General features: G+C 52.8%; 12 protein-coding genes, 1 tRNA gene, 2 rRNA genes and 1 other RNA gene. 5 read left to right on the forward strand and 11 right to left on the reverse strand.

Going from position 1 to position 18894, the window contains the following annotated elements:
• Positions 1-130 precede the first annotated feature (130 nt).
• The 3 genes from U6B65_10205 to metG all read right to left on the reverse strand — a co-directional run bounded on the left by U6B65_10205 (position 131) and on the right by metG (position 4527).
• On the reverse strand, positions 131-1204 hold the full coding sequence (locus U6B65_10205; GenBank protein ID WRS26712.1) for a hypothetical protein: 1074 nt from the start codon (positions 1202-1204) through the stop codon (positions 131-133).
• Between the two features lie 108 nt (positions 1205-1312).
• Complete coding sequence (locus U6B65_10210) at positions 1313-2077, reverse strand: TatD family hydrolase (GenBank protein WRS26713.1); 765 nt, start codon at positions 2075-2077, stop codon at positions 1313-1315.
• 491 nt (positions 2078-2568) lie between these two features.
• Positions 2569-4527 (reverse strand): methionine--tRNA ligase, encoded by a 1959-nt coding sequence (metG, locus tag U6B65_10215; protein WRS26714.1) that lies wholly within the window; start codon positions 4525-4527, stop codon positions 2569-2571.
• A gap of 399 nt (positions 4528-4926) precedes the next feature.
• On the opposite strand from metG, the gene U6B65_10220 reads away from it, so the two are divergent.
• The 3 genes from U6B65_10220 (at position 4927) to U6B65_10230 (ending at position 6062) form a co-directional block, all read left to right on the forward strand.
• On the forward strand, positions 4927-5358 hold the full coding sequence (locus U6B65_10220) for a TM2 domain-containing protein (GenBank protein WRS26715.1): 432 nt from the start codon (positions 4927-4929) through the stop codon (positions 5356-5358).
• Between the two features lie 33 nt (positions 5359-5391).
• An RNA gene (gene rnpB, locus U6B65_10225) (RNase P RNA component class A) lies at positions 5392-5741 on the forward strand.
• A 96-nt stretch (positions 5742-5837) separates the two neighbouring features.
• Positions 5838-6062, forward strand: a complete 225-nt coding sequence (locus U6B65_10230) for a helix-turn-helix transcriptional regulator (protein ID WRS26716.1) — start codon at positions 5838-5840, stop codon at positions 6060-6062.
• Positions 6063-6173: 111 nt separating this feature from the next.
• Here U6B65_10230 and U6B65_10235 read toward each other — a convergent pair whose 3' ends face one another.
• A complete protein-coding gene (locus U6B65_10235) occupies positions 6174-7262 on the reverse strand; it encodes a hypothetical protein (protein ID WRS26717.1) in 1089 nt (362 codons plus the stop codon).
• A 28-nt stretch (positions 7263-7290) separates the two neighbouring features.
• Positions 7291-10266, reverse strand: coding sequence for a zinc ribbon domain-containing protein (locus U6B65_10240; protein ID WRS26718.1), 2976 nt, complete (start codon positions 10264-10266; stop codon positions 7291-7293).
• 12 nt (positions 10267-10278) lie between these two features.
• On the opposite strand from U6B65_10240, the gene U6B65_10245 reads away from it, so the two are divergent.
• The gene (locus U6B65_10245) at positions 10279-10638 is read left to right on the forward strand and encodes a hypothetical protein (protein ID WRS26719.1); all 360 of its coding nucleotides are present in this window, start codon (positions 10279-10281) and stop codon (positions 10636-10638) included.
• 203 nt (positions 10639-10841) lie between these two features.
• On the opposite strand, the gene U6B65_10250 is transcribed toward U6B65_10245, so the two are convergent.
• The 3 genes from U6B65_10250 to U6B65_10260 all read right to left on the reverse strand — a co-directional run bounded on the left by U6B65_10250 (position 10842) and on the right by U6B65_10260 (position 14001).
• Positions 10842-12521: an Hsp70 family protein gene (locus tag U6B65_10250; GenBank protein ID WRS26720.1), complete on the reverse strand. Its 1680-nt coding sequence runs from the start codon at positions 12519-12521 to the stop codon at positions 10842-10844.
• 56 nt (positions 12522-12577) lie between these two features.
• Positions 12578-13567 carry a nucleotide exchange factor GrpE gene (gene grpE / locus U6B65_10255; protein WRS26721.1) on the reverse strand — a complete coding sequence of 330 codons (990 nt, stop codon included), beginning with the start codon at positions 13565-13567 and terminating at the stop codon, positions 12578-12580.
• A gap of 254 nt (positions 13568-13821) precedes the next feature.
• Positions 13822-14001, reverse strand: a complete 180-nt coding sequence (locus U6B65_10260; GenBank protein WRS26722.1) for a hypothetical protein — start codon at positions 13999-14001, stop codon at positions 13822-13824.
• 289 nt (positions 14002-14290) lie between these two features.
• Here U6B65_10260 and U6B65_10265 point away from each other — a divergent pair, with 289 nt between their 5' ends.
• Entirely contained in the window at positions 14291-15430 is a 1140-nt protein-coding gene (locus U6B65_10265) for a glycerate kinase (protein ID WRS26723.1), read from the forward strand.
• A gap of 180 nt (positions 15431-15610) precedes the next feature.
• On the opposite strand, the gene rrf is transcribed toward U6B65_10265, so the two are convergent.
• The 3 genes from rrf to U6B65_10280 all read right to left on the reverse strand — a co-directional run bounded on the left by rrf (position 15611) and on the right by U6B65_10280 (position 18869).
• Positions 15611-15727, reverse strand: a 5S ribosomal RNA gene (gene rrf / locus U6B65_10270).
• An 81-nt stretch (positions 15728-15808) separates the two neighbouring features.
• A 23S ribosomal RNA gene (locus tag U6B65_10275) occupies positions 15809-18649 on the reverse strand.
• 143 nt (positions 18650-18792) lie between these two features.
• A tRNA-Ile gene (locus U6B65_10280) sits at positions 18793-18869 on the reverse strand.
• Positions 18870-18894 lie beyond the last annotated feature (25 nt).

Raw genomic sequence — 18894 nt, forward strand, 5'->3', positions numbered from 1 at the left:
ATCCCCTTGACTTGTAGGTTCATAATATCATACTCAGAAATAAAATGCAATGGGTTTATGAAAGTTTTTGTAATTTTTTTGTAACTTTTGAATGCAACAAAATCAATTTTAAAAATTTTCCGCTTTGCAATCAGCTTTCCGCGGGCTTGGAAATCTCTATGGGCGGGTCAGCGTATCCGTTTTTGTAATAATCGCTGTCCGGTTCTATGGCTTTATTGAGCTTTTCAGCCGACAGCACATAGTTCCCCAGCGTGTTGGTGCGTATAGTTACGGTGCCGGTGGCTCCACTGCCTTTGTCAAAGCCTGCTTTGGTGGAATCCAGCGCATACAGTGTATCGCCCACAATCTCATAAGTATAAACCCGCACCTGCCCAGCCTTATTGGTAAACTTTTTATTGTTCACATCAATTTTGAGGCTTCCATTGGAGGGGAAGGAATCGTTGCCGCCGAGGAAGTTATAGTATTCCATATAAAACTTGGGATACATAACCGATAAGCTGGGGTCTTTCTCACGGCTCAGATTCAGGTAATAGACACCAGTACGGGTCACTCTCCCGGCATAGGTAATACCTTTGCCGAAATCAAAAGAAACATCCCCATAATAATGGCCGTTGGTCTTAAATTTAGTGGGGGTTTCCGCTCCATATACAGAGTTATCATCAATCTCAACGGTACGGTTGGCAATCTGAGTCCGGAATTCCACCCGGGTTTGCTGGTAGGAAACCTTGTTGACCGAAAGCACCAGCTTAAGCTCCACGGCACTGGGATTCAACCGCAAATAGTCATCCACCAGCTTAATTTTAGCGTAAACGCCAGCTTCCATGCCTTTGATCTTTTCTTTTTTGCCGTCAACGGTATCCACCGATTCCACAAAGTTACCGCCTACAACGCCCTGAATGCTGGCACGCAGCTCATTATCCTTTAAATGTTTGGAAGTTGCCCTCACCAACTGAGGATTTTGATCCCGCTCATCCATAACTACAATAGGCACATAAATAACGGTTCCGGGCAGCAGCTCGGAATAATTCGGGTCGGTATTGAGAATACCGTTGCCAACGACCACCGCTTCATCCTCTGAAAAACCGAAGGAAAGAGTTTCATCGGTGAGCCCGCCGCCGTAATCAAAGCCATAGGCTTGTGTAAGTGCTGTCATTGAGAGCATGCTGGCCAGAGCCACAGCAAGGGCGATCAGCTTTCTGAGCATGACTGCGCCTCCTTTCCATATCTACATCAAATATCTCGGCTATACCACTATTATAATGAAGAGTTGTCTTGCAATTTTATCGTTGTGGCCGGATGTTGCTGCAAGACTTTAGATGCCATAAACCCGGCGGGCGTTTTCACAGGTAGCATCCAGCAGCTCCTGGGCGGATATTCCCTTAATTGCCGCCAAAGCCTGAGCCGTCTGCGCAATCATGCTGGAATCACACCGCTTACCCCGGTATGGCTCAGGGGCCATGTAGGGGCAGTCGGTTTCCACCAACAGACGTTCCAGCGGAACCGCAGCGGCCGCTTCCACGGTCTTGCGGGCGTTTTTAAAGGTGACCACGCCGGTAAAGCCGATATACAGCTCCATTTTCACCAATTCCCGCACCATCTCGGCCGAGCCGGAATAACAATGAACGATCCCCTTGGGGCGATGGCGGCGAAGCAGCTCCATAGTATCGCCGTGGGCCTCTCGGTCATGGATAATCACCGGCAAATCCAATTCTTTGGAAAGGATCAGCTGTTTTTCAAAAACTTCCCTTTGCATCTCCCGTGGGGAAAAATCATAGTGATAATCCAGCCCCATTTCACCCAGCGCCTTGATTTTGGGGGATTCCCCCACCATCTCCCGCAGGGCCTGCTCCCAGCCAGCGGGGGCATCCCCCGCTGGCTGGGGGTGAATCCCGGCGGAAGAGTAAATGAAATCATACCGGGCGGCAAAATCGCATCCAATCCTTGAGGTTTCCAAATTGGTGCCTGCATTCATTATATAAGCAACGCCTTTTTCGGGAAGACCCGCTAAAAGCTCCTCCCGATCCGGGTCAAAGCGGCTGTCATCGTAATGTGCATGGCTGTCAAAAATATGGTTCACAGGTTTAAAGACTCCTTTATTGGTGAGACTTCGTCTCTTTGTTCGGGCTTAAGCAGGCAAAGACGTTACCCTTGCACACAACTGCATTCCTGAAACGTAAAACCTTTTTTACTAAAACTGGTTTTTCTTTGGCCGCTTCCTTTTCTCATAAAGAAAGGACATGCCATCGCGAACATGCTTAACAGCTTCAGTCAGGCTACGCTCGGCGAAAGAGCAAAGCTCCCGCGCTCGTGCCGCGCGGACTGGCACATACTTTCTCTTCAATGAGAAAGTATGCAAAGAATTGCCAAGGGGGCGCTCCCCCTTGGCACCCCCCAGATCCGAAATCGCACTAGGTGGAATTCCTTTCGCTTAGGTCGCGCTTATGCCGCACAGGCAATTTCTTTATTTAGCTGAAAAAAAGCCGCTTACTAATATTGGGTAAAGTTCTCCCATCGAGCACAAGGCAAAATTATTCTTAGAAACTGAGCCCGGCGAAAGGGGCGAAGCCCCTAGCGGATTTTAGAACCAACGGGTACATCCTCATCCACAAAAAGAACCCGGGCAGATTCGCCCACATCGGCGGCTAGGATCATACCTTGGGATTCCACACCCCGCAGCTTGGCGGGCTTGAGGTTTGCCACCACGATAATCTTTTTGCCGATCAGATCAGCGGGCTCATACCACTGGTGAATACCCGAAACCACCTGACGGCCGCCCTGCCCATCATCCAGCTTGAGCAGCAGCAGCTTATCGGCCTTGGGAACCGGCTCACAGGCAGTAACCTGTGCCACCCGCAGCTCAACCTTGGCAAAATCGGCAATATCCAGAGCAGTTGCCACACCGGGGACTTCGTTTTTCTTCTCAGCCTTAGGAGCGGGGGCTTCCTTAGCTTTTTCAGAGGGAGCGTCCAGCTTGGCCAGCTCCTCCAGTTCCTTTTCTAAGTCAATGCGGGGGAAGAGAACCGGGCCCTTAGAGACGGTTACATTCTCAGGCAGCAAGCCGAATTTGGCTGTGGATTCCCAAAGGGTAAGCTCTTCTCCCGCCCCGATCTGCTTTTGAATCTCCACAGCGGTGTGGGGCATAAAGGGGGTGATCAGCACCGAAATGATGCGGATGCTTTCCAGCAGGTTATACATAACAGTGGCCAGCCGGGGCTGATCCTTTTCTTCCTTGGCCAGAACCCACGGCATGGTCTGGTCAATATACTTATTGGTGCGGGCCACCAGCTGGAATATCTCGGTGAGAGCGTGGGGAAATTGAAGCTGCTCCATTTCATCCTCTACCCGGGCTTTGAGTGCACCGGCCATTTGCAGCAGCTCGGCATCCTCGAGGCCTTCGGCTCTTGCGGTGGGCAGGGTGCTGCCAAAGTATTTTTCCACCATAGCCACGGTACGGGAAACGAGATTGCCCAGATCGTTGGCCAAATCGGCGTTGATGCGGCCGATGAGGGATTCATTGGTAAAGCTGCCATCCTGCCCAAAGGGAATCTCCCGCAGCAGATAATAGCGAATCGCATCCACACCATAGCGCTCGCAGAGAATCACAGGGTCCACAACGTTGCCCTTGGATTTGCTCATTTTATCCCCATCAAAGAGCAGCCAGCCATGGCCGTAAATCTTCTTGGGCAGGGGCAGCTCCAAAGCCATCAGCAGAGCGGGCCAGATAATAGCATGGAAGCGGATGATCTCCTTGGCCATGAGCTGCACATCGGCAGGCCAGTAAGCCATATCGTTATAGCGGTCGTTTTCGTAGCCCAGAGCGGTGATGTAGTTGGAAAGGGCATCCACCCAGACATACACCACGTGGCCGGGGTCAAAATCCACCGGAACACCCCATGTAAAGGAGGTGCGGGAAACACAGAGGTCATCCAAGCCCGGCTTTAAGAAGTTGTTAACCATCTCGTTGACCCGGGTTTGAGGCTGAAGAAATTCGGGCTGATCCTCATACAGCTTTAGAATACGGCCGGTATAAGCGGAAAGACGGAAGAAATAAGCCTCCTCCTCGGCGGCCTCAACCTCACGCCCACAATCGGGGCACCGGCCATCCTTGAGCTGGCTTTCGGTCCAGAAGGATTCGCAGGGCTTGCAGTATTTGCCCTTATATACAGATTTATAGATTTCACCCTTATCATACAGCTTCTTGAAAATCCGCTGTACCGATTGGATGTGGTAATCATCGGTGGTGCGGATATAGCGGTCATAGGTGATACCCATCCGCTCCCAGAGAGCCTTGATGCCTTTTACGATGTCATCCACATATTCCTTGGGGGAAACACCGGCTTCCTTGGCCTTGGCCTCAATCTTTTGGCCATGCTCGTCAGTACCGGTTAAAAACATCACATCAAACCCGCGCATTCGCTTGTATCTGGCCATGGCATCGGTTACCACAGTGGTGTAGCTGTGCCCGATGTGGAGCTTATCCGAGGGGTAATAAATGGGGGTGGTGATATAAAACCTTTTGTCGTCCATTGTTCGTTTTGCCTCCTGTAGCCTTTTGGTTTGATGCAGCCCTACCATAGAATCAGTATTGCTGGAAAAGCGCAGATTTATGCTGTTTTCCTCAAAGAGAAAAGGAATCTCCAAAATGGGATAAACTACCTACCAGTATAACATGCGGGGGCTTTTTTATCAAACGTAAAATCCAGTGCTGCCCATTGTGCAAGGGGTGAAAAAATGCTATACTGTTCTCAGAAGACATTTTCACATTTAGGGAAAAGTCTTTCAGTGCATATACCTGTTATAAAAGAGGTTTTAGAGCTTTGGATATGAGCCAACCACCATGCACGGCAATGATACAGTAAATTCACTTCAAACCGGTTTTGATCCTGTTTTGAAGCGCAATTAGTACGAGTAAAGGATTGATGTTCAATGCAATGTAAAACCTGCGGCAGCCAGCTCCCCCCCGGCGCTTCTTTTTGCAGCACTTGCGGTACTCAGGCTGGACCCGAGGGCGTGCAGTGTCCCCGGTGCGGCCAGCAATTTCCCGTGCAGCCCCCGGTCTGCGCCAACTGCGGCTTTCAGTTTATACCCCCGGTAAGCCAGCCTGTTTATGGGCAGAAATCCAGAATGGCGGCGGGCATTCTCGGCATTCTGTTGGGCAGTCTTGGCATTCACAACTTTTATCTGGGCTTTACCCAGCGTGCTCTGATTCAGCTTTTGGTTTCAATCATCGGCGGCTTTCTTTCCTTTGGCATTGCTTCCTTTGGTATGGGCGTATGGGGGCTTGTGGAGGGTATCTTCATTCTCACCGGTGACCCCCGCTACCAGCGGGATGCCATGGGTGTTCCCCTCAAGGATTGATTTTAATCGATAAATTTGCTATAATCAAACATGCGAGCAAGCAAGACAGCGGCAGAAACGACTCCGAAAGGGCGTTTTTGAGGAAAGTCCGAGCTTCATAGGGCAGGATAGCTGCTAATGGCAGCCAGAGGCGACTCTAGGGAAAGTGCAACAGAAATATACCGCCGGTTTTTAACCGGTAAGGCTGGAAAGGCGAGGTAAGAGCTCACCAGAGTGCAGGTGACTGCACTGCTGTGTAAACCCTATCCGAAGCAACGCCAAGCGGGGAAATATACGGCTGCCCGCCGTTTCCTCCCAAGGGCGGCTTGATGCCTCACTGGCGACAGGGGGCACAGATAGATCGTTGTCAAATACAGAACTCGGCTTATATGCTTGGTCGCTTTTAAGAAAAAAGAGAAAGGCTTTTCCCTCAGGGAAGAGCCTTTCTTTTATAGCCACACTTGCCTCATTGTTAAGTTATGGAGCCGGAGGGGATTTTTATGTATGAGCGAATCCGCGGCCTGCGGGAAGATCGGGATATGACCCAAACACAGCTGGCAGCTTATCTGCAAATTCACCAGACAACCTATTCCGACTATGAGCTGGGCCGACTGAACATTCCCATCCCTATTTTAGAGCGGCTGGCGGATTTTTATGAGACCAGCCTTGACTATCTGGTGGGACGCACCGATATAGCCGAGGCATATCCCCCGCACCGTAGATAAAAGCCAATAGGGGCTTTGTCCCTTCTATCAGGATCTTTCTTCCATCGTGTGCAAAGGCAGCTACATGATCAACCTATGCCCCAAGTAGTTTCTCTTTAATCTTGTACTTTTTTAAAAAGAAAGGCTGCCATTGGTCCACAGGAGCCACAAGAGAGGATCGGCGGTATGCAAGGGCACCGGCCTGGATACCGCACCACTGGGCTGGGGATCGGCGCCAAGAGCGCTGATGCCGAAAAAGGCATACTTTTCAAACTGGGAGGTGATCTGGTTGATGAGCTGGCGGTCGGACCAGCCCTCCAGCATACTCTGCACCTCCAGGCTGGTGTTGTGAAACTCAATGCTGTCAAAACTGCCGGGCTCCAGCAGACGGGAAGGGTACCGCAGGCAGCTGGATACATCCAAAAACTTTTCCAGCTTATCGATTTTGGTCAGGCACACGGCAATGGGGATGGGAATCTTACGGCTAAGGGAGCCCATCTTACTTTGGGAGCGGATCAGATGAATCACCCGGGTGAGAATATCCCCGGCGTGAGAAGCCTGCTCCTCGCCACCGCTTTGCCCCGTATATTCCCGCAGGCGGGGCAGTTCCATGGGGTCAATGAGAAACAAAAGCCCCTTGGAATGGACAATGCTCTGGTTAAACTGCTCCAGCAGGCGTGCATCCTCAAAATTGCCGCCGCAGGTATCATAAAAGGTCAGGTTGGTGTTCTTCCCCTTTTTGCGGTTCCCAAAGACAAGGGAATAATAGAGCGGTTCCAAAGATTCCTCCCGGGTGCTTTCCAGACAGTGCTTTTCTACAAACAAAGGCTTGTAATAGGCCTGCTCATAATGGCGGAGGGTCTTATCCCCCCCTTGGGCATAAAGGGTGCAGTCAAAGGCCTTGCCAATCTCGTTTTTCAGCTGGTTGATCAGCACCGCCAGATAGTGGCTTTTCCCGGCCTGCTCCCCGCCGATAACCGAAATGGCGCACTCCTGCCCGGTTTCCACACCAGCGGGCAGTTCTGCCCCACAGCCGGGGCAAAGACGCACCGAAAGCTCCCGCCCGCAGGCCGAACAGATTGGAGTGGGAGAAAAACGCCCCCCCGCCTTAACGGGATGGTCATGATCCCGGCAGTTTACACAGGCCTCGTTTCCGCATAGGTAATTGTACTGGCCCACCAAATACCGTCTGAAGCATTTGGGGCAGGTATAATGACGCATTGCATTCTCTCGCTTTCAGCAGGCTGTTTTAGGTGAGCTTGCAGGAGCTCCCCGGAAGCAGCCTGTTTTTTTCATAGTAGGCTTCATCGCAGAAAAACATCTTAACATAAAGATCCTCCGGCAAATCGGTGGTATGGAATTCATGAATGGTAAGGCCGCCGGTTTCTTTATCCTCCAACGAGAACAGGGGCATCCCATCGGAAATTTTCAGGGGCATGCGCCCTACCCGGCCCACAATCACGGCTGGGGGAAACGCCTGTGTCTGGGGGCTGGAAAGCGTGATGGATACCTTGCCCTTTGCCGAAAACCGTTTGCGCCGGTAGCGCAGCTGATAAACAATATCCCGCCTTGCCCGATTATCCGCCAGCAGGCGGCTGCCGGAAGCGTAAAAGCCCTTGCCTTCCGGGGAAACAAACACCGAAAACACGGCGATGTAATAGGTTACTGGCTCTGGGCCACGGATCACGATGCCTGCGTTGTAATCATACTGCTCCCGGCTGCACCGGAAGGTGGTAGCTCCAATCTCTTCGGGGCTTTCGGGGTAGCGGTCAAAGCGGTAGGCCACCGCCACCTCCCGGACACCGGAGGGCCATTTCAGGTTGACAAACAGCTCTTCTCCCGCTACATCCCATGTCAGCTTATGGACATTGGGAACATTCACCAGATAGGAGGGTTCGCCCACCGTGGCAAACCGGCCGCCCACCACCGCCGCAAACAGATAGCATCCCCCGGTCAGGTCCATATGAAACCGCCCACTGCCGTTATGGCGGGATTCCAAATCCAGACGGCGGTATTTTTGGAGCAGCTCCGCCACCTCCACCATATCCCCGGAGCGATAAGCCGGGCGGCTGGAAGAACTGAGCAGAAGCACATCCTCTTGATGGGCCGTGCTCCAGTTGACCACATACTCATCCGGCCCGGCACCGGCCACCACCAACCGGTCAATGGGGGCCATCCTCGGGTGGGGAACCACGCTCTCACACCGGCCGGGGGAATAAAACAGCTCCTCCCCCACCTGATAGCCCACCACGAAATAATACCAGTATTCCGCCCCATTGCGCAGGCGGGTATCGGTGAAGCCATCCAGCCTTTTGTTTTCCAAGTCAATGCCATCCCCAAGTGTTTTGGGCTTTTCGCCGCCCAGCTTGCGCCACATGCGCACCTCCCGGATAGCTGGGTCAAATTTCCAGGTGATATAGGCTCCGCCATCGGTGGGGAGGAGCATCAGCTCCGAAAGCTCCGGCACCAGCACCACCGGGCCAGCCACCGGGCCTTTGCCGGAACAGGCGTTTCCCCGGCAGGCAAATATTCGATAATAGTAGAGCTTCAGGCGCTGGGCTCCCGTATCCTCATGGCGGCGCAGACCACCGGTATAGATGGTTTCCCCATCCCCCGGGCTTTCAGGGGGGCCACCCTCCTTGCGCACCAATCGATAATAAGGCTCGCCGCTGGCATTCGAACTGCCCCAATACAGGCGGATGCGGTTCTCCTGCACCCGGGCCTGCAAGGCAGAGGGGGGCTCCGGAGGGTATTTAGCCAGCATCCGGTTGATTTCAATGCTGTCGGTTACCATTTCGCCCAGCTCCACCAAAAGCTGAGCGTTGACTTCGCCCTTGATCCGGGCATCGTCCAAAATCCGCTCCACCTCGCCCACCGAGCTTTCCACCGCACGGCGGTAACCTTCCGGCAGAGTGATGCCCTGTAATTGAGCCTCGGCCAGAAGCTGAGCCGCCGCATACAGCTGCTTGTTGGCAAGGCAGTCGTCCAGCGAATCGGCCAAGGCTTTGTATTCATCCACCAGAGCCTTGGTCTGGAGCTCCAAATCGGCCAGCTCCTTATGCCCCGGCCAGAACCGGGCCGCAACCTCCAGACTGCGCCGGGCGGCACCCCAGCGCTTATCCAGCAAAGCGGTCTTGGCCTGCTCCAAGTGGATCAGGGCGTTGTGCATGGCCCCGATACGAAAGCCGCAGGCGGTGCAAACGGCCGCTCCGGGCAGGTTTTCCTCACCGCAGGAAGGGCAGGGGCCTTGCAAAAAGGAGCCGCAGGAGCCGCACAGCCGGGCATCGGCCTGCCGCTTTGCCCCGCATTCCGGGCAGCGAAGCTCCGTTTCGGCCAGGGCTTCCTCCCGACCCATGGGAATGGCATAGGAAAGGCAGTATTCCCGAATATAAGCCTCTGCATTGAGCACCGTTGCGCCGTATTTTTCCACGGCAAAGTTAATGAGCCGCAGAAGAACACCCTCGCTGATGCTTTTGGAGCGGATGCTCTCATCGTGAATCAAATCGTTGAGAGCAGGGAAGGCGGAGATGGCCATATAGCGGTCATAACGGCTTTTGGTTTCAAAGCTCTGGAACTGGCGCAGGCAAATGCCTGCCAGTTCCTGCGCCGCCGCATTGACTGCACTTCGGTTGGCGCTTGCCGTGGCCCAGCGGCGTTTTTCCTCCGCCGCCTCCCGCAGCTTTTTGATAGAAGAATAGCTGGGCAGCTCCAGAAAGTCATAGAGGTTTCTGTGGCCGGTGATTTCCAGCGAGCGGTGAATGTTTTTGGCGGTGAGCCGGTCAATCACAGCGGGGCGGTCATCGGAGGGCGGCTCCTGCATCATGGGAGGAGCCTTGCCTACCGGGCACCGGCGGTATTTTTCCAGCAGCTTTTCCCCGATGCGGTAGGGAGCGTATTTCGCCACGATTTCCCGGGCCTCACCCGGCAGGATATAACCCTTGCCCTCCAGCACCCGAAGCTCTGCTTCAAAATCCCGGAGTGCCTCCCGGCGCAGTTCCCGAGCCGCTAACGCCTCCCGGCCCCGAAGCATCGGATCGGTCATAGCCTTTTCAATTTCCGGAGCCAGACCTAGATATTTCAGCGCCTTACCCCGCCCAGCAGGGTTATCCTGCATGCGGGTCCACTCCTGCTTTTTAGCGGAAAGTGCGCTTTTGATCTGCTTTTCATCCATAACTGGTGGATCAAATTCCAGCTCCAGCAGGATATAATAGTTTTCTCTTTTCACAGGCTTCCCCCTTTGGCCGCTAATGTTTCCACAAAATACCAACGGTTATGCCATCGGGCAGAAATGCAGGCAAATTCCGCCCGCTTTCCTGCCCGAATTGTTTTTAGCTTCTGTTCTTTTAATGGCTCTTCTTTTAGAGAAAGAAAAGCCGGCTCTATAAGCACAGCACCAGCAAGCACCATAGAAAGAATTTCGGCTTGCCTAAGCCCGAATTGGTTTTCTTTTGGTTTCTTTTCTTTTTTCAGGAAGAAAAGGTTGTTCTATAATCCCAGCACCATCGAGCACCATGAGAAGAATTTCGGCCTGCCTGAGCTCGATTTGGTTTTTCTTTTGGTTGCTTTGTTTTTTCAGGAAGAAAAGGTTGTTCTATAATCCCAGCACCATCGAGCACCATGGGAAGTATTTCGGCCTGCCTGAGCCCGGAACGGTTTTCTTTTGGTTGCCTTTGTTTTTTCAGGAAGAAAAGGTTGTTCTATAATCCCAGCACCATCGAGCACCATGGGAAGTATTTCGGCCTGCCTGAGCCCGGAATGGTTTTCTTTTGGTTACTTTTCTTTTTTCAAAAGAAAAGTAACCTAGACGACTTGGGTTTCTTCCAGGCGCTTCTTGGCCTCATCCAGCTCTTCGGCGGTGATGGCATCCACCGTTTCAAAGCGGGCACTAACCTGCCGGCCGCCTGTAATCTCCTGCGCCTCCAGCTCCAGCAAGCCCCCTTCGTTGAGGGTGAACTCAATCTCCAAAGGAGAACCAGCGGCAAGGCCTGGGGGCAGCTCCAACACGGTTTCCCCAATCTCGGTGCCCTCCAGCGGCTGAGCAAGCTCTTGGGATGAAAGGGATTCCAGCACCCGGATGGTCACCGACTGCTGGTTGGGCGCAACGGTAAAGAACTGGCGCTTTTCTCGGGCGGGGAGGGGGGTGTTGCGCAGAATCAGGTTGCAGAGAACCTCCTCCCGCTCACCTTCGGTTTGAATGGCAATGGTACCAAAGCTGCGGCTGGTCACGTTGACAATATCCATATTCACAGCGCCGCCCAGCTCATCGGGGGAAATGCCTGCCTCAAGGGCCAGCTTTTCCACACTGGTAAGCCCCATGCTCAGCTCCTTGCCCAGCTTTTCCCGGCTTTTGCCGGTTTCACGGGCGGCGGTTTCCAGCAGGCGGTCAAAGGCGGCCTGACGGCTGGCGTAAAGAGCGGCACCCTTGGCAACTGCCTCATCGGGATCAAAGGAGCGGCTGGGGATGGCGAACTCCTGCCCGATGCGCTCGGTTACCTGCGGCATCCGGGTGGAACCTCCCACCAGAAGGATCTCCTCCACCTTATCAAGGCTGTAGCCTTTTTTCTTGGCTTCCTCCAGCATTTCCTGCGTCAGCATCACAGTGCGCTCCAGCAGGTCACGGGTCATCTCATCGAAAACAGTGCGGGTCAGCTCCACACGGGCACGGTTCCCCTTATAGTTAATCGCCACCGGGGCTTTATCCCGGGCGCTGAGCATCTTCTTGGCTCGCTCGGCAGAAAGAGCCAGCTCCTGAAGGGTTTCGGGGTCGGCCAAAATATCCTCGGTGTTGCCGGTCTGGCGGGCAAATTCCTCGGCCAGATACTGAATAATGCGGTCATCCCAAAGCTTGCCGCCAAGGGAATGGTCGCCGCCGGTGCAGATCACCTGTATGGCCCCGGCGTTGATGGCGATCATGGTGATATCAAAGGTGCCGCCGCCCAGATCGTAGACAAGCACCACCTTATTTTCGTGGGCGTTGGCAACGCCATAGGCGATAGCGGCGGCTGTGGGCTCGTTGATGATGCCCACCACATGGAGCCCCGCAATCTCACCTGCCTGCCGGGTGGCCTCCCGCTCGTTGACCCCGAAGTAGGCGGGGCAGGTGATCACCACATCGGTGATGGTTTCCTCCGGGCCTAGCAAAGTTTCACTGCGCAGAGTTTCCACCGCATCCCCCACAACCTTTTTCAGGATGTAGGAAGAAATCTCGGAAGGGGTGCGCAAGGTTCCGTGGAGATTCCAGCAGGCGCCCTGCTGGCCAATGGAGCGCTTAACGAAGGAAACCACCTCATCGGGATAAAGGCGGGAGCTTTCCTTGGCGGAGTTGCCCACCACCACGCTTTCGGCGGTTTCAAAAAAGACGACCGAAGGGGTGGTCAGCTCACCCTCCCGGTTTTTCACCACTACAGGCTTCTCGCTGTGATCGATGTAGGCCGCACAAGAATAGGTTGTCCCCAGATCAATTCCCAGTACCTTTTGCATGCATATCCCCCTTACACTTCCAGCTCTGCCGAAGCCATGGAGCCACCGGCGGCCACTTATTTATACACAAATACACTGACCCTTTCAGGCCGGATAATTTTTTCTTGCTTTTCATAGCCGGGGGCTACCCGGCGGGCCACGGTTTTATCCAAGGCCGGATCGGCAGTTTCCACCAGCTCCACCAGTTTTTGGCGGGCCATATCCACCTGACCGCCCGGCACCTCAAAGGGCTCTATTCCTGCCCGATACAAGAGATCGGTCAAATCTTCGCCGACTCCCCCAAGAGCATTCAATACCTTATTATAATTTTCGGCCGTAGGCTCCCATTCCTTAAACAATGCCATGGATTTTTCCAGCCCATCGATAATCCCAATCACATCCAGCTCCAGAGGGCGGGTGAGGCGATCCAGCAATCCCCCACGGTATTCCTGCAACTCCCGGTGGAGGCTATCCAGCATGCTCTGCCGCTTGGTATCGGTTCGAACAATCTGAGCAAGGGTCTGTGTCAATTCCTCCAAGCGCTTATAGGAAGGGGCGGGGAAGGCCTGCCCCAAGGGGCTGGGCATATGCGCTTCCAGACCCGACCACTCAAAAAACCGGGGTGACAGTTCCCGGTAAAAGGGAATATACCCCGCTGGAACCAATCGGTAAAAATCCTCCCGGTAGGCTGCAAGAATCTCCTGCTCGGCTTCTTCCATCGGCTCCTCAAACACCTTGGGGCGAAAAAGGCTGTAGCTGGCCAAAAGCTCCTGATAGCTCTGCTCCTCCCATGCGGCGGGCTGATCGAAAAGAGTGGCGGCAGAGATAGGGTTCTCTAAGGGGTAGGCCTCGGTTTCCACAAAATCAAGCTGCTCGCACCAGTTGACAGTCAGAGGCCGCCCGGTTCGGGCGCACCATGTAACCCATCCGATAGGGCGCTTGGCAGAAGCTTCTCCTTCTCCGGGCGGCAGACCGATAAAGGCAGCATCCCGGTGTTTGCCCCCATAAGGCATGGGAAGGGATAGAAAAACAGTTTCCTCAAAGCCCATCATACGCAGGAGCGGCATCAACCGCTCCTTTGTTATCATTTGAAAGCCGACTGTAAACACCTCCGCCAGCCAGAGGCAGCGGTTTTGCCCTGCCTCTCACTGCAAGCTTATTCATAAGCTGTCCGACTTATGCAAGGGGCAGCTCTTATCCATCAAAAAATACTGTTATATGCGCATTCAGATATAATGCACCGCTCACAGCGGCACAGGGGGAAAACCGTATATACCAACCGGCCGTCATTACAATGAACATCAGGCCGCCCTTTGCTTTTCTATTTGCGGTTTGGCCCGCTGCCGGAAAAATGGATCTTTCCCCAAAAATACCGGCCGATTATGGCACCACAAAAGGGGCATTGTGCGGTATATTCCATCTCCACGTTTTCCACACGAACCGCGTTGATTTTGATCAGATCCTTCATGAGCAGATAGCTATCGCATTTTGGGCATCTCATAGTCAGTCCCCCACCGGTGGTCTTTTATTAAAAAAGGCTTTGTTCCCACCTAGTAAAGCATATTACGTTGCTCTTTAGTATAGCACATTCTTCCATAAATTTCAAAAATCCGCCGTTAAAATCATATGTACTATTATAAAATGTAAATATATTCAATTTTTATGACTTGAGCAGTCCCGATAGACAATTTCTAGCTACTGTGTTAGAATATGTTTAACTATTTGAGGGACATCCCCTCAACATTTTGTACCTATTTCAGCGGCCCCGCCGCTCATACAGGAGGACTTCCATGAAGAAGGTTATACTGATACCCGATTCCTTTAAAGGCACAATGAGCTCACTGGAAATTTGCAGCATTATGGATGGGGTGATTAAGTCCTATTACCCCGAGGCCCAAATCGAGGCCCTTCCTGTTGCCGATGGCGGCGAAGGAACCGTGGAATGTTTCTTAGAGGCCATTGGCGGCCAGCGCATTCCTGTGCAGGCTATGAACCCTTTTATGGAAGAAATGCAGTCTTTTTACGGGCTGGTTTCAGAGGGGAAAACCGCCATTGTGGAACTGGCCGCTTGTGCCGGGCTTCCTCTGGTGGAAAACCGCCGCAACCCGCTGCTGGCCACAACCTACGGCGTGGGCCAGCTGATAGCCGATGCAGCCTCCCGGGGTGTTAAGGAAATTGTTCTGGGTCTTGGCGGCAGCAGCACCAACGATGGCGGTGTCGGTATGGCCGCAGCGCTGGGTGTTGTGTTCCGCAATCAGGCGGGGGATAGCTTTGTCCCCACCGGTGGAAACCTCAGCGAAATCGCTTCTATTGATACCTCCGGTCTCTTGCCCGCTCTTTCCGGGATTACCATCACCGCTATGTGCGATGTGGATAACCCTCTCTGCGGCCCCCATGGCGCTTCTGCCGTGTTCGGCCCCCAGAAGGGAGCGGACCCGGCTATGGTGGAGTTTTTGGATAAAAACTTGGCACATATGAATGAGATCATCAAAAAAGATTTAGGGATGGATGTGAATCCTATGCCCGGTGCCGGAGCAGCCGGTGGAGCCGGCGGTGGTGCCGTGGCTTTCTTGGGAGCGACTCTGCGTTCCGGTATTGAAACGGTCCTGGATGCCGTTAACTTCGACCAGCGGTGTCAGGGAGCGGATCTTGTGCTGACTGGCGAAGGTCGTATTGATTTCCAAAGCCTGCGCGGCAAGGTCATTGATGGCGTTTCCCGCCGGGCACAGAAATGCGGCGCTCCTGTCATTGCCGTGGTAGGGGATATTGGGGATAACATTGAGCCGATCTATGATCAGGGTGTGGTTGCTGTTTACAGCATCAACCGTTTGGCTGTTCCTTTCTCGGAAGCCAAGCTGCGCAGCAAAAAGGATCTTGCACTCACTGTGGATACCATTATGCGAACCATCCATACCTTTGCCAAGGCATAGCATAGAAGACTGCTCTACTTATAGTAAAATGCGTATATAAAAAGAAGGCCCTTTCCCATTTACCGTGGGAAGGGCCTTCTCTATTGCCTGTATCTCATTTCATCAAATCATCAAAGTAAGCAATTGTTATTCACCTAAATAATGCAAAAAACCCATGTACAAAAGTACACAGGTTTTTTGTGCCGGCATCTACTTATCTTCCCAGGACGTCACCATCCAAGTATTTTCAGCACAAGTGAGCTTAACTTCCGTGTTCGGAATGGGAACGGGTGGAACCTCACCGTCATCAACGCCGACTTTCAGGGATATACCCTAAAAACTGAACAATGGAAAAAGAAGGGAATGGAAGCGGCCAAACAAAGCAAGCAACACACTTGCAAGGTCAAGCCCTCGACCGATTAGTACCCACAAGCTTAACGCATCGCTGCGCTTACACATTGGGCCTATCACCTTGTAGTCTACAAGGGGTCTTACCTGATTAACTCAGTGGGATATCTTATCTTAAGGTCGGCTTCACGCTTAGATGCCTTCAGCGTTTATCCGTTCCGCACATAGCTGCCCAGCTGTGCCACTGGCGTGACAACTGGTGCACCAGAGGTGCGTCCATCCCGGTCCTCTCGTACTAGGGAAAGCTCCTTTCAAATATCCTGCGCCCACGACAGATAGGGACCGAACTGTCTCACGACGTTCTGAACCCAGCTCGCGTACCGCTTTAATTGGCGAACAGCCAAACCCTTGGGACCGAATACAGCCCCAGGATGCGATGAGCCGACATCGAGGTGCCAAACCTCCCCGACGATGTGGACTCTTGGGGGAGATCAGCCTGTTATCCCCAGGGTAGCTTTTATCCGTTGAGCGATGGCATTTCCACTAACAAACCACCGGATCACTAACTCCAACTTTCGTTACTGCTCGACCCGTCGGTCTCGCAGTTAGGCTGGCTTATGCGTTTACACTCTAATGCACGGTTTCCGTCCGTACTGAGCCAACCTTTGAACGCCTCCGTTACTCTTTTGGAGGCGACCGCCCCAGTCAAACTGCCCACCTGACAATGTCCCCCAGCCAGATTCATGGCTGCAGGTTAGAATTTCAGCATTCCAAGAGTGGTATCCCAAAGGCAACTCCACAAAGACTGGCGTCCTTGCTTCATAGTTTCCCACCTATTCTGTACATGAAATACCGAAATCCAATATCAGGCTACAGTAAAGCTCCATGGGGTCTTTCCGTCTTGTCGCGGGTAACCGGCATCTTCACCGGTACTACAATTTCGCCGGGTGCGCTGTTGAGACAGTGTCCAGATCGTTACGCCATTCGTGCGGGTCAGAACTTACCTGACAAGGAATTTCGCTACCTTAGGACCGTTATAGTTACGGCCGCCGTTTACTGGGGCTTCAATTCAGAGCTTGCACTCCTCCTCTTAACCTTCCAGCACCGGGCAGGCGTCAGCCCGTATACTTCATCTTTCGATTTAGCACAGACCTGTGTTTTTGCTAAACAGTCGCCTGGACCTATTCTCTGCGGCTCAGTTTCCTGAGCACCCCTTCTCCCGAAGTTACGGGGTCAACTTGCCGAGTTCCTTAACAACGCTTCTCCCGTTGGCCTTAGAATTCTCTTCCTACCTACCTGTGTCGGTTTGCGGTACGGGCGTCTATGATATCCCGCAGAGCTTTTCTCGCCTGATTCCACATGTGCTTCCCTACTAATTTTCGGTCCCTTACGCCCGGGGCAACCAACGCCCGGGTCACACGCTTTCTCAGTGTCCCTCTGCTTAAATCATTCGACGGCTACGGAATTTCTACCGTATGTGCATCGGCTACGCTTTTCAGCCTCACCTTAGCTCCCGGCTAACTTGGAGCGGACGAACCTTCCTCCAAAATCCTTAGGTTTTCGGCCATTATGATTCTCACATAATTCTCGCTACTCATTCCGGCATTCTCACTTGTATGAAGTCCACATGCGCTTCCGCTCATGCTTCACCCCGCATACAACGCTCCCCTACCACTCATCCTAAATGGATGAATCCCAAGCTTCGGTATGTCATTTAGCCCCGTTAAATTTTCGGCGCAGGGTCACTCGACCAGTGAGCTATTACGCACTCTTTAAATGTATGGCTGCTTCTAAGCCAACATCCTGGTTGTTTATGCAACCCCACATCCTTTTCCACTCAATGACATTTCGGGACCTTAGCTGTGGGTCTGGGCTTTTTCCCTTTCGACTATGAAACTTATCTCACATAGTCTGACTGCTGTATATGATTATCTGGCATTCAGAGTTTGATAGGGTTCGGTAACCTTTCGGCCCCTAGCCCATTCAGTGCTTTACCTCCAGTAATCTCAATTACAGCGCTAGTCCTAAAACTATTTCGGGGAGAACCAGCTATCTCCGGGTTCGATTGGAATTTCTCCGCTATCCACACCTCATCCACCACCTTTTCAACGGGGGTTGGTTCGGTCCTCCATGACGTTTTACCGTCACTTCAACCTGGACATGGATAGGTCACCCGGTTTCGGGCCCTATGCATGCAACTCCTTCGCCCTATTCAGACTCGGTTTCCCTTCGGCTCCGGACCATAAGTCCTTAACCTTGCTGCATACATACGCTCGCCGGACCGTTCTACAAAAAGTACCCTATCACACATTGACGTGCTCTAGGTGCTTGTAAGCACAGGGTTTCAGGTTCTATTTCACTCCCCTCCCGGGGTTCTTTTCACCTTTCCTTCACAGTACTATACGCTATCGGTCACTGGGGAGTATTTAGGCTTGGAGGGTGGTCCCCCCGACTTCCCACGAGATTTCTCGTGTCCCGCGGTACTCTGGATACTGATAGCTGCTCTCATCTTTCGCTTACGCGACTCTCACGCTCTATGGTATGACTTCCCATTCACTTCTGCTAGACGATTGCAATGCCGTATTCAGTCCATAACCCCAGAGACATTGCTGCCTCTGGTTTAGCCTTCTCCGCGTTCGCTCGCCACTACTTGCGGAATCTCGGTTGATTTCTTTTCCTCGCCCTACTTAGATGTTTCAGTTCAGGCGGTTCCCCTCATACACCTATGAATTCAGTGTATGATGACAGTGCTTTACCACTGCCGGATCGCTCCATTCAGAAATCCATGGATCAAGGCCTATTTGCGGCTCCCCATGGCTTATCGCAGCTTATCGCGTCTTTCTTCGGCTCCCAGTGCCAAGGCATTCACCCTGCGCTCTTTGTAGCTTGACCTTATGTGTTCTTGCTTTGTTCTTCGGCTTCTTTGTAGTAATTTACCCAAACTATACAGTTTCCTGCATAGATTAAATCTTTACTTAAACCTTCTTTTCCATTGTTCAATTTTCAAGGTACATCCGGATTCTCAAAGAATCCATTGGTGGGCTCAAGTGGACTCGAACCACCGACCTCACGCTTATCAGGCGTGCGCTCTAACCACCTGAGCTATGAGCCCATGTAGAACGGTTAGAGTCGGGGCT

The organism is Oscillospiraceae bacterium MB08-C2-2, from assembly GCA_035621215.1.
In the GTDB taxonomy this organism is placed as follows: Bacteria; Bacillota; Clostridia; order Oscillospirales; family Ruminococcaceae; genus WRAV01.